Source organism: Nonomuraea roseola (assembly GCF_039535395.1).
Taxonomy (GTDB): Bacteria; Actinomycetota; Actinomycetes; order Streptosporangiales; family Streptosporangiaceae; genus Nonomuraea; species Nonomuraea roseola.
Genome location: NZ_BAAAXC010000015.1, coordinates 1110957 through 1121729 on the forward strand (window position 1 = coordinate 1110957; position 10773 = coordinate 1121729).

Sequence of the window (10773 nt, forward strand, 5' to 3'; positions counted from 1 at the left end):
TTCGACAGGCATCGGATCCTCCGTTTCGCTGCCTGGTTACTCCCTACCCGTTTTGGCAATTGCCACAGGAACATGCCGGTGACGTTTACCTACCTCACATGCCCCCGGCAATCTCGCCAGAGAGGTACGATCCCGCCATGGAGAGCGCCAACTCCACCCTGAGACAGCGTCAACTGGCCAAGCGCCTGCGGGAGCTGCGCCAGGAGTCAGGGCTGAGCATCGCCGACGTCGCCGAACGCCTCCTGTGCTCCTCCGCCAAGATCAGCAGGCTGGAGACCGCCAGACGCCGTGCGAGCCTGCGCGACGTGCGCGACCTGTGCGCCATCTACGGCCTGACAGATCCCGACGAGGTCGAGCGGCTGATGGCGCTGGCCAGGGAGTCGAAGCAGGACGAGTGGTGGCAGAAGTCCGAAGACGTGGACTTCCGCCCGCTGATCGGCCTGGAGAGCGAGGCCATCGCCATCTCCGAGTACGAGACGACCACCATCCCCGGCCTGCTGCAGACCCCCGAGTACGCCCGCGCCGTCATCCTCGGCTACCTGCCCCTCATCGACCCCGGCGTGCTGGAGGAGCGGGTCGAGGTCAGGATGAAGCGCCAGCAGATCCTGTCGAAGGTCCAGCCCCCCCGCTACTGGGTCCTCCTCGACGAGTCGGCGCTGCACCGCCACGTCGGCGGCGTTGAGGTCATGCGAGAGCAGCTCCGCCACCTGAGGCGGCAGGCCGACCTGCCCACCATCACGGTCCAGGTCGTCCCCTACACCGCAGGCGCCCACATGGGATTCGACGCGGCGTTCAGGCTCCTGGAGTTCGACGCCGACGCAGCGATTCGCGACACCGTCCACATGGAGACGCTGGCGGGGTCCTTCTTCATCGAGAAGGCCACCCAGCTGAATCGCTTTCGGGAGGTGCTCAACTATCTGCGCGCCGTGGCGCTGACCCCGCACGACTCCGCTCTTCGGATAGAAGCGGGGATCGCTCAGTTCACCACCTGACGAGGGCGTATCGTTAGCGAAGAAGGGCATGGAAATTACCGCCGGCAAGTGCCCCCGCGCGTTAGCATGCGGGAACCACACCGCGCACCCGGCAGGTGGCGACGGATGGTTCTATCCGTCCTGAAAAGGCGACGCCCTGGTCGGGCAATGCCTGTTTCGAGTCTCCAGGAGAGACAAGATGACGTCACTGCCTCAAGCGGCGCCTCGCTGGAAGGCCTCCAGGTACTGCAACAACGGCAACTGCCTCGAGGTCGCCGTGCTGCCGGAAACACTGATCGGGGTGCGCGACAGTAAGCAGGCCGACAGCCCCGTCCTGCGTTTCACGGCCGAAGAATGGGACGAGTTCGTCCTTCGTCTCAAGCACGTCTAACTCCTGCCCTCTTCGCGAAGTACGTCCGGGTTACGCTTACAGTGCGCACGACGTCCTGCAGGCAACCGCTGAGAGGTAGCGCATGAGTTCCCCCCACGAACTGATCTGGCACGCGTGCAACAACGGTGACTGCGTTCAGGTGGCCAAGCTCGACGACAGGGTTCTCATTCGGGACAGCAAGAGTGCCGATGGCGCCGTTCTGCGCTTCTCCACTCAGGAATGGGAAAGCTTCGTCGAGGCCGTCAAAAGGGGTCGATTCGACGGCATCTAGGTTTGCCGTCCGGTCCCCCGGCAATGTGCCAGCGCCATGGGCGGATTCAAACAGTTTCTCCTCAGGGGCAACATCATCGAGTTAGCCGTCGCGGTGATCGTCGGGGCCACCTTCAGCGGGCTCGTCCAGGCGCTCGTCGCCGACCTCATCACGCCCCTCATCGGCGCGGTGACCGGCGGCAAGAACCCCGACTTCGCGCAGTACTCCTTCACGATCAACGGCAGCGAGTTCAAGTACGGCGACTTCCTCAACCACCTGATCAGCTTCCTGATCATCGCAGCGGTCGTCTACTGGCTGGTCGTGACGCCGATGACCAAGCTGGTCAGCCTCTTCGAGAGGGACAGGGCCGCCACGACGAAGCAGTGTCCCGAGTGCCTCAGCGACATCCCGATCGAGGCCAGGAGGTGCGCCCACTGCACGGTGGAGCTGGTGCCGGAGGCCGAGAAGCCGCAGGTCTGATCAACGCAGCACCGTGACGGCCTCGCCGTCGGCGTTCGTGGCCGTGTCGCCGTCGACCGTGACGCCCGCGCTGGCGGCGTAGACACGGTAGTGGCGGCCCGAGGGGGCGCTCCACCACACGCTGGCGGCGATGTCGGGGGCCAGGCGGCTGCAGTCCCATGTTCCGTGGGTGACGCCGGTGCGGGTGGCGGTGGTGCGCCCGCCGGAGGTGGCCAGCAGGACCGCCTGGACCGCGCCCGCTCCCGAGGGGTCGGTCAGCCTGACGCAGAACCACTGCCCGCGCGCGCCCTCGGGCAGCCGCACGGAGCGAAAGGCCCACGCCGAGGCCTCGCGCACCTCGCTGACCGGGCGGGGAAGGGCGCAGCCGAGCCGCCGCCACGCGCTCGCCAGCGACCCCTCGCCCCGATAGCTGACCCTCGCGGGCGCGAGCCGCCCCAGGTCGACCATCGTGTACGGCAGGCCGGGAGGCACCTCGGGCGCGCGCAGCCTGACCAGCGGACCGCGCCAGCATCCGTCCTCGCGCAGCACGGGAACCGGCCCGATCACCCCGTCGGCGATCACCGACGGACGCCACCGGCCGTCGAAGGGCGCCATGGCGGCCTCGGTCACCCACGGCGGGAGCAGGTAGCGGCTGCCCCTGGGGGTGGCGGTGAGCTTCAGCGGGCTCGAGCCGCCGGGCTCGGGAAGGACCTCGAGCGTGGGCCTGCCCTTCGTCTCGAGGTAGCGCGCCACCTGCGAGGACCGCCTGAGGAGAACGACGGCGGTCGCGCCGAGGCGCCCCGCGTAGAGGAGCTGAGGATGGCGGCGCCCCCACGCGCGCATCGCCCTGCCGATCAGCGCGCGGTCGGACAGGAGGTCGCCGCGCGGAGGCCAGGTGGCGAGGTCGAGTGAGGTCGTGGTGCGCCAGGCGCCGGGCGCGGCCGTCTCGGGGGTGGCCGCCGGTGCGGCGGCCGAGCTCGGACGGCCGGAGCCGAGCCACGGCACGACGGCGGCCACCGCCACGGCGCAGAAGACCAGAGCCGCCAGCAGCCTGCGCGGCGCCTCGACGTCGAGCCTGCCGTAGAGCCTGGCCAGGCAGGGATCGGCGGCGGGGCTGTGCAGCGTGGCCGTGACGCCGAACCGCTCCTCCATCTCGGCCAGAGCCGCCAGGGCGCCCGCGGGGTCGGGCACTCCCGCGCCCGCCAGCACCTGGGCGACCTCCTCGGCCGCGCGTTCCTCCAGCCTGAGCAGCGCGTAGGCGGCGCGGGCGGGGGCCGGCACGGCCTCCAGCGCCCGAGTGAAGCCGATGTCGCCGCTGCCGGTCACGGCGGGCACGACCTCCACGGCGGCCAGCAGGCCCGTCCACGGGCGCGGCCTCGCGCGCAGCGCCGAACGCAGCAGCAGGGCGCGCAGCCGTACGGGATCCTCCTCCTGATGGCGGGAGAGCGTGGCCGCCGCCAGCCGGTGGGCGAGCACCACCCTGCGGTGCTCGTCCGTCCACGCTGGCAGTGTCAGGTAGGCGAGCCAGACCAGGTCGCGGTACGGCTTGGCGAGCGCCCGGCTGTCTCGGATCGACCCTCGCACCGGCATTCCTCACGATTGGTGACTGCTCAAGCACATATCGTAGCCATGGTGTCACTCGCCCGCCTGCCGCACGGCAAGATAGGGGGCATGAGCATGGAGTTGATGGTCTGGCGCGAGAACGAACCGATCACCAGGGAGCAGGCCGCTCAGACCTACAGCCTGGCCCAGGGCACGCCGCCGGCCGACACGGTGGTCCCCGAGGTGGCCGCGCTGGCGAAGGAGGTGCCCGGCCACGCCAGGCTCTTCACCGAGCACGCGTTGATCGTCATGGAGCCCGACGACCTCGACGAGGTCTCCAACCGCGTCTTCGCCCTGGCCCGCCACTACGGCCTGGTCTGCTACGACCCGCAGCGCCACCTGGTGCACAACCTGGCCCCGCTCGGCGTCGACCCCGAGACCCAGCTCCACACCGGCGACGGCATGCTGGTGACCAACCCCGACCTGGCGCTGGTGCACGACGTGCTCGGCACGCTGTCGCCGCAGAACCCCTTCGCCGTCCTGGTGACCTTCGGCCGTCACTTCATCCAGGTCTCGCCCGGCTACGAGCTGGAGTACAAGGAGGGCACGATCCGCAGCACGATGGTGCCCGCCCTCGAGGAGGTGCGCAGGGCCTTCCACGAGTACGCCATCGGCGAGCGGGGCTTCCTCGAGCGCTTCCACTGGAGCGCACGCTAGGCGCGCCCGCCCTGCATGATCGAGAGATGGAGATCTATCCACCCATCGAGCCGCACGCCTCGGGGATGCTCGACGTCGGCGACGGCAACGAGATCTACTGGGAGGTCTGCGGCAACCCCGACGGCAAGCCCGCCGTCTTCCTGCACGGCGGCCCCGGAGGCGGGCTCCTGCCCGTCCACCGGCAGCTGTTCGACCCCGACGCCTATCGCATCGTCCTGTTCGACCAACGCAACTGCGGCAGGAGCACGCCGCACGTGTGCGCCGAGGGCGTCTCGCTCGAGCACAACACCACCTGGCACCTCGTCCAGGACATGGAGCTGCTGCGCGAGCACCTCGGGATCGACACCTGGCAGGTCTTCGGCGGTTCGTGGGGCAGCACGCTGGCGCTGGCCTACGCGCAGACCCATCCTGGCAGGGTCACCGAGCTGATCCTGCGCGGCATCTTCACCATGCGGGAGTCCGAGCTGCGGTGGGAGCCCGCCCGTGACCTGCTTCCCGACCACTGGGAGCGATTCACCGAGGGGGTCACAGGCGACGTGATCGCCCACTATCGCCGCCGCTTCGCCGACCCGGAACCGTCCGTACGGCTGGCCGCGGCCAGGGCGTGGGCGCGATGGGAGATGGTGATCTGCAACCTGATCCCCGACCTGAGCCCGATGGACGACGAGTTCGCCCTGTCCTTCGCCCTGATCGAGAGTCACTACGTCGTCAACCGCGGCTTCCTCGAGGAGGGGCAGCTCATCCGCGACGTCGGCAGGATCAGGCACATCCCCGCGGTCATCGTGCAGGGCCGCTACGACCTGGCCACCCCCATCGCCACCGCCTGGGACCTGCACAGGGCCTGGCCCGAGGCCGACTTCAGGATCGTGGAGGGCGCGGGGCACTCGGGCGGCGAACCCGCCGTGGCCGCCGAGCTGGTCGCCGCCACCGACCGATTCAGGTAAGACAGGATCCCATGAGCCTCTATCCACCCATCGAGCCCTACGACCACGGCATGCTCGACGTCGGCGACGGCAACCAGATCTACTGGGAGGTCTGCGGCAACCCCGACGGCAAGCCCGCGGTCATGCTGCACGGAGGGCCTGGCAGCGGCTGCTCCGCCAAGCACCGGCGCCAGTGGGACCCCTCGGCGTACCGGATCGTCCTGTTCGACCAGCGCAACTGCGGGCGCAGCAGGCCCCACGCCGGCGATCCCCTGGTGTCGCTGAAGGCCAACACCACCTGGCACCTGGTCAGGGACATGGAGCTGCTGCGCGAGCACCTCGGGATCGACACCTGGCAGGTCTTCGGCGGTTCGTGGGGCAGCGCGCTCGCGCTGGCCTACGCGCAGACCCACCCTGACAAGGTCACCGAGCTGGTCCTGCGCGGCATCTTCACGCTCAGGCCCGCAGAGCTGCGCTGGTTCTACCAGGAGGGCGCCTCGTTCCTCTTCCCCGACCTGTGGGAGTCCTACCTCGCGCCCATCCCCGAGGAGGAGCGCGGCGACCTGATCGCCGCCTTCGCCAGGAGGCTCGAGAGCAAGGACGACCAGGTGCGGGTGGCCGCCGCCCGCGCCTGGGCGCAGTGGGAGGCGGCCACCATCACGCTCTACCCCGATCCCGAGCACGTGGCCGAGTACGGCGAGGAGGGCAGGGCCGTCTCCTTCGCCAGGATCGAGAACCACTACTTCGTCAACGGCGGCTTCTTCGAGCCGGGGCAGCTCATCCGCGGCGTCGACAGGATCAGGCACATCCCCGCGGTCATCGTGCAGGGCCGCTACGACGCCTGCACCCCGATGGCCACCGCCTGGGACCTGCACAAGGCCTGGCCCGAGGCGGAGTTCCACATCGTGGACGACGCGGGGCACGCCTTCACCGAGCCTGGGACTCTCGCCAGGCTGGTGGCAGCCACTGACGCGTTCGCCGTACCAAAGGGGTGAAGGCGCCGATCATCAGTAGCGCGAGCAGGGGCGCCATGGTGACACCGAACAGGTAGCCGATCGCCACGTCGTGCGGGTAGTGCACACCGACGAACACGCGCGAGAACGCCATCAGCGCGGCCAGGGGCAGCACCAGCCAGGCCAGCCGCCGCCACACCAGGGTCAGCGCACCCGCGGAGGCGGCCGCGATCACGGCGTGGTTGCTGGGAAAGGACCAGTCACCGACCGGTGGGCAGGCCGCGATGGTGGCGATCCCGCCCCTGCACGGCCGCTCCTCCTTGATGAGCAACTTGACCACCTCGCTGAGCACGTAGGCGGCCACGACCGCGAAAGGGCCTGTCAAGGTGAGGGCCAGGTCGCGGTCGGGTGCCGCCCTGGCCCGCCAGAACGCCACCGCGAAGAGCGCCGCGAACAGCAGCAGTCCCGCGTCGGTGCCGATCTCGGCGAGGGCGTGCACCCATTCCGGCATGCTCATCGCGAAGGCGACGATGTCCCCGTACATCTCGTGTCATGTCCAATCGGTGAAAGATCGATGAACATGAACCCTAGGGAACAGCGATACCCGCTGCGTCGCCCTTTCGGTCGACTGGCCGACCTTGACTTCGGTCTTTCGGCCGGTTGCCCGACCTTGACGAAAGTCAGGAATGGGACAGGTGGCCGAGCACCTGCCGGTCGAGGTCGATGCGTTTCTGCAGCAGCTCGCCCTCGGTGATCAGCCCTCTGTCGAACGCGTCGAGCGTGGCGTCGCGCTCGGCCACGTAGTAGGCCGCCATGATCTCGCCGCGGAGCGGGGTGAACCCGCGCTCGACGCAGTCGCAGAAGACGTTCGCCTTGCCTTCGAGCAGTTCGGGCTCGACCGTGCAGGCCATCTCATGAGCCTTCATCCTGCGAACCGCCTCGCGCAGGGTGACGGGGCCGAAGGCGTCATTGAAACGGGTGTCCAGCGTGATCTTCGTCGTCCTCACCTTCTCCGTGGATCCCTTAACGTACAACCCCTGACGAATCATGAATATTCCCAGGTCAGATGGGGTAAGGGCGCAGCGTGATCGGAGAGCACGTCGTCGTCGGATACACGCACGACTCGGGTGGACGTGACGCTCTCGCACTCGGGGCCGCCATCACGGGGGTCACCGGCGGCGAGCTGACAGTGGCCACGATCTACCCCCAGGAGAGCGCCGGACGGGCCGTCGAGGCGCAGGCCAATCTGGCGCACGCGGCCGAGCAACTGGGCGAGGTGCCCGCGGAGTACCTCGCCTTCGAGAGCCGTGGTTCGGGGCGGGGCCTGTCGGTGCTGGCCAGCAGGATCAGGGCCGACCTGATCGTGGTCGGCTCCCCTCCTGGCGGGCCGCGAGGGCGCATCGCCATCGGCAGCACCGCCGACCACCTGCTGCACCTGTCGCCCGAGGCGGTCATGATCGCCCCGTTGGGCTACGAGCCGGCCGGCGCGCCGACCAGGCTGACGCTGGCCTACGTGCACAGGCCGCAGGCCGACGAGGCGGTCGAGCGGGTGGCCCAGGCGGCGCTCCGGCTGGGCGTGCCCATGCGCCTCATCACACTCGACCTGCGCACCGAGGACAGCGGCAGGCTCCGCGACGATCTGGCGCTGGCCGTACGGCTGGCGTGGGAGAGCACCGGCATCGAGGCGGAGGCCGAGACCGCGGAGGGCCATGACGTGTCGGCGGCGCTGGCCAGCGTGGAGTGGCCGCCCGGCGAGCTGCTGGTGTGCGCCGCCGGCGAGGACGCCCAGCCGCACAGGGTCTTCCTCGGCGAGGTCGCGATGAAGGTGTTGCGCGCCTCGTCGTGCCCCGTCGCCGTGCTGCCCAGGGGCTTCTCCTAAGCTGCGGGAGTGCCGCAGAGAGCCCGCTTGATCACCTTCGTCGTTCTCGGCGGGTTCGCCGGCGTCTACGTGGTGGCGGGCTCGCCACTGGCCCTGGTGGTGTTCGCCGCGCAGGCCGCCTTCGTCGTCCGCCGCTGGTGGTGGCTGCCGCTCGTCGTCGCGATGGCCGCCTACACCTCGGTGCTCACCATGGGCACCTCGGTCGGGATCCTCGGCTTCGTGGGCGGTTCGCTGCTGCTGACCCGGCTGTGGCCGCTCGCGCCCGTGGTCGGGGTCAGCGCCGCGCTGCTCGGCCCCGCCGATTCCGCGATCAGCGCGGTGCTGATCGCGCTGGTCGTCTACGGCCTCACCCGCCTGACGGAGCGGGTCGACGAGGTCCACGCCACCAGGCTCGCCCTGGCGATGACCTCCGTCGCCGAGGAGCGCCTGCGCATCGCCGCCGAGCTGAACGAGGGCCTGGGCAGGGCGCTGGCCGTGATCGCGGACAGCGCGCGGGCGGGCAGGCCCGACGTCGACACCGCCAGGCGCGCCCTGGCCGACGCCCGCGCGGCCGCCGCCGGCTACCGGGCGATGTCGCTGACGCCCGAGATCACGACCGCCAGGGCGATGCTGGCCGCGGCGGGGATCGGCGCGGAGGTCAGGGTCGGCCACCACGAGCCGCTGGGCCCCGCGGGCGCGCTGCTGGCGGCCGTCCTGCGCGAGGCGGTGACCGAGGTCGTACGGCGCCACGCCGCGACCACCTGCCTGATCGAGACCGTCGCCGAAGAGGGCGGCGTACGGCTGCGCGTGACCAACGACGGAGCCCGCACCGCCGAGTCGCAGTTCATGGGCGAGCTGCCCGTGAGGGTCGAGGAGGCGGGCGGCACGTTGACCACGTCCATGGGCGCGGACGGCAGGCTGACGGTCGAGGCCACGCTCCCTGGCACCCGCCCGCTCCCCGAGCGCGACGGCGCCTACGCGCTCTCACTCGCCCTGCTCGCCGCCGTGCTGGCCGGCTTCTCGCTGAAGGGCCTGCTGCTCGCCGAACACGTGTGGGCCTCCACGGCGCTCCTCGCGCTGATCTGCGTCATGCAGCTGCGCTCGGTCAGGGGCCGCCACATGGTCGCCCTCGCCGTGATGACCGCGCTCACCTACGCGCCGCTCCCGCTCCTCGGCACCTCCTGGCTCGGTGTGGCGGGGTTCCTGGCGGGACCGGTCCTGCTCACCTTCTCGTGGAAGGTGGCACTGCCCCTGGTCGGCCTGGTGCTTGCCAGCGTGGCCTGGGCGGGCGTCCTGCTGGAGCTGCCCGTGCCCGTGACCGTCAACCACACGGTCAGCGCACTGGTCACCGGCCTGGTCGTCTACGGGCTGGTGCGGCTGGCCCAGCTGGTCAAGGAGCTGATGGAGGCGCGGCAGGCCCTGGCCCGCTCGGCGGTGGTCGAGGAGCGCCTGCGGGCCGCCCGTGACCTGCACGACCTGCTCGGCCACAACCTCGCGGCGATCCTGCTCACCTGCGAACTGGCGCGCAGGCTCGACCCCGAGGGCGCGAGGGCGCGGCTCGAGGAGGTGCAGGCGATGGTCAAGCGCGCGGAGCGGGATCTGCAGGCGGTCTCAGGAGAGGGCCCCTCGATGTCGCTGGGCGCGGAGGCCGACTCGGCGCGCTCGGTGCTGGCGGCGGCGGGCATCTCGGTCACGCTCGACCTCGGCCACGGGGAGCTCGGCGAGCAGGTCGAGACCGTGCTGAGCACGGTGCTCAGGGAGTCGGTCACCAACGTGCTGCGCCACAGCTCGGCGCGCCACTGCACGGTCACGACCACCCGGGTGGACGGCGTGGTGCGGCTGCGCGTGCGCAACGACGGCGTGGGCTCGGCCGAGGGCCGCCACGGCTCTGCGGGCATCGGCAACCTGACCACCCGCCTGGCCGTGCTGCAGGGCGCTCTCACCACCGCGCGAGGCGAGGGCTGGTTCGAGCTGACCGCCGAGGCGCCGGTCCTGACCTGGGCGGCCCGTTAGATCCAGCCCGCCTCGCGGGCGATGCGGGCGGCGTCGGTGCGGTTGCGGGCGTTGAGCTTGGCGACGATCGCCGTCAGGTAGTTGCGCACGGTGCCCGCGCTCAGGAAGAGCCTGGTGGCGATCTCGGTGGCCTCCGCGCCGTCGGCGGCCATGCACAGCACGTCCGCCTCCCTGGGGGTGAGCGGGTTGTCCGCCAGGTCCCACGCCGTGACCGCCAGCGAGGGGTCGAGCACCCGCTCTCCTGCCGCCACCTTGCGGATCGCCGCCGCCAGCTCCTCGGGCGGCACGGTCTTCAGCACGAACCCGTCGACCTGGGCGTCGAGCGCGCGCCGCAGATGTCCCGGCTTGCCGTACGCGGTCAGCATGAGTGTGCGGCAGCCAGGCAGCCTGGTGCGCAGCTCGCCTGCCGCCTCGAGGCCGTCGATCGCGCCCGGCATGTCGATGTCGAGCACCGCGACGTCGGGCCGGTGCGCCAGCGCGGCGGCCACGACCTCGTCGCCGGACTCCACGGCGGCCACGACCTCGAGGTCGTGTTCGAGGCCGAGCAGCGCGACGAGAGCGCCCCTGATGACGTGCTGGTCCTCTGCCAGCAGCACGCGAATCACAGGCATATGTCTACCAGTGTCCGGATCATGATGACGTCATGGTCGACGGGTGATCGCGTCTCTGGTCGGTGAAGCCGCAGTTCAGCAGGCT

At 70.4% G+C, this 10773-nt stretch carries 13 protein-coding genes; 9 read left to right on the plus strand and 4 right to left on the minus strand.

From position 1 onward, the window contains the following. Positions 1-137 precede the first annotated feature (137 nt). The 4 genes from ABFX55_RS28245 (at position 138) to mscL (ending at position 2092) form a co-directional block, all read left to right on the plus strand. Positions 138-992: a helix-turn-helix domain-containing protein gene (locus tag ABFX55_RS28245; RefSeq protein ID WP_346125799.1), complete on the plus strand. Its 855-nt coding sequence runs from the start codon at positions 138-140 to the stop codon at positions 990-992. A gap of 178 nt (positions 993-1170) precedes the next feature. Further along, positions 1171-1362, plus strand: a complete 192-nt coding sequence (locus tag ABFX55_RS28250; protein ID WP_346125800.1) for a DUF397 domain-containing protein — start codon at positions 1171-1173, stop codon at positions 1360-1362. An 82-nt stretch (positions 1363-1444) separates the two neighbouring features. Continuing rightward, positions 1445-1633, plus strand: a complete 189-nt coding sequence (locus ABFX55_RS28255; RefSeq protein ID WP_346125801.1) for a DUF397 domain-containing protein — start codon at positions 1445-1447, stop codon at positions 1631-1633. 36 nt (positions 1634-1669) lie between these two features. Next, complete coding sequence (gene mscL / locus ABFX55_RS28260) at positions 1670-2092, plus strand: large conductance mechanosensitive channel protein MscL (protein ID WP_346125802.1); 423 nt, start codon at positions 1670-1672, stop codon at positions 2090-2092. Here mscL and ABFX55_RS28265 read toward each other — a convergent pair whose 3' ends face one another. Then, entirely contained in the window at positions 2093-3655 is a 1563-nt protein-coding gene (locus ABFX55_RS28265; RefSeq protein WP_346125803.1) for a hypothetical protein, read from the minus strand. Between the two features lie 87 nt (positions 3656-3742). On the opposite strand from ABFX55_RS28265, the gene ABFX55_RS28270 reads away from it, so the two are divergent. Genes ABFX55_RS28270 through pip (ABFX55_RS28280) form a run of 3 tightly spaced genes read left to right on the plus strand, consistent with a single transcriptional unit; the run spans position 3743 to position 6248 of the window. Then, entirely contained in the window at positions 3743-4330 is a 588-nt protein-coding gene (locus tag ABFX55_RS28270) for a hypothetical protein (RefSeq protein ID WP_346125804.1), read from the plus strand. Between the two features lie 26 nt (positions 4331-4356). Beyond that, positions 4357-5274, plus strand: coding sequence for a prolyl aminopeptidase (pip, locus tag ABFX55_RS28275; protein ID WP_346125805.1), 918 nt, complete (start codon positions 4357-4359; stop codon positions 5272-5274). A gap of 11 nt (positions 5275-5285) precedes the next feature. Further along, on the plus strand, positions 5286-6248 hold the full coding sequence (pip, locus tag ABFX55_RS28280) for a prolyl aminopeptidase (RefSeq protein WP_346125806.1): 963 nt from the start codon (positions 5286-5288) through the stop codon (positions 6246-6248). Here the strand turns inward: pip (ABFX55_RS28280) and ABFX55_RS28285 are convergent. Further along, the gene (locus tag ABFX55_RS28285; RefSeq protein WP_346125807.1) at positions 6181-6750 is read right to left on the minus strand and encodes a phosphatase PAP2 family protein; all 570 of its coding nucleotides are present in this window, start codon (positions 6748-6750) and stop codon (positions 6181-6183) included. The genes pip (ABFX55_RS28280) and ABFX55_RS28285 overlap by 68 nt on opposite strands. A 136-nt stretch (positions 6751-6886) precedes the next feature. Beyond that, complete coding sequence (locus ABFX55_RS28290; protein WP_183649272.1) at positions 6887-7213, minus strand: hypothetical protein; 327 nt, start codon at positions 7211-7213, stop codon at positions 6887-6889. A 77-nt stretch (positions 7214-7290) separates the two neighbouring features. Between ABFX55_RS28290 and ABFX55_RS28295 the strand changes: the two genes are divergently transcribed. After that, complete coding sequence (locus tag ABFX55_RS28295; RefSeq protein ID WP_346125808.1) at positions 7291-8085, plus strand: universal stress protein; 795 nt, start codon at positions 7291-7293, stop codon at positions 8083-8085. Between the two features lie 27 nt (positions 8086-8112). Continuing rightward, positions 8113-10077 (plus strand): sensor histidine kinase, encoded by a 1965-nt coding sequence (locus tag ABFX55_RS28300; RefSeq protein WP_346125809.1) that lies wholly within the window; start codon positions 8113-8115, stop codon positions 10075-10077. On the opposite strand, the gene ABFX55_RS28305 is transcribed toward ABFX55_RS28300, so the two are convergent. Then, the gene (locus ABFX55_RS28305; protein ID WP_346131268.1) at positions 10074-10682 is read right to left on the minus strand and encodes a response regulator transcription factor; all 609 of its coding nucleotides are present in this window, start codon (positions 10680-10682) and stop codon (positions 10074-10076) included. The genes ABFX55_RS28300 and ABFX55_RS28305 overlap by 4 nt on opposite strands. Between the last annotated feature and the right edge of the window lie 91 nt (positions 10683-10773).

What these genes read in the sequence shown, in the direction of transcription:
- ABFX55_RS28270 (WP_346125804.1), top strand. Translation starts at nt 3,743, where the DNA reads ATGAGCATGGAGTTGATGGTCTGGCGCGAGAACGAACCGATCACCAGG.
- ABFX55_RS28285 (WP_346125807.1), bottom strand. Translation starts at nt 6,750, where the DNA reads ATGTACGGGGACATCGTCGCCTTCGCGATGAGCATGCCGGAATGGGTG.
- ABFX55_RS28255 (WP_346125801.1), top strand. Translation starts at nt 1,445, where the DNA reads ATGAGTTCCCCCCACGAACTGATCTGGCACGCGTGCAACAACGGTGAC.
- pip (WP_346125806.1), top strand. Translation starts at nt 5,286, where the DNA reads ATGAGCCTCTATCCACCCATCGAGCCCTACGACCACGGCATGCTCGAC.
- mscL (WP_346125802.1), top strand. Translation starts at nt 1,670, where the DNA reads ATGGGCGGATTCAAACAGTTTCTCCTCAGGGGCAACATCATCGAGTTA.
- pip (WP_346125805.1), top strand. Translation starts at nt 4,357, where the DNA reads ATGGAGATCTATCCACCCATCGAGCCGCACGCCTCGGGGATGCTCGAC.
- ABFX55_RS28245 (WP_346125799.1), top strand. Translation starts at nt 138, where the DNA reads ATGGAGAGCGCCAACTCCACCCTGAGACAGCGTCAACTGGCCAAGCGC.
- ABFX55_RS28250 (WP_346125800.1), top strand. Translation starts at nt 1,171, where the DNA reads ATGACGTCACTGCCTCAAGCGGCGCCTCGCTGGAAGGCCTCCAGGTAC.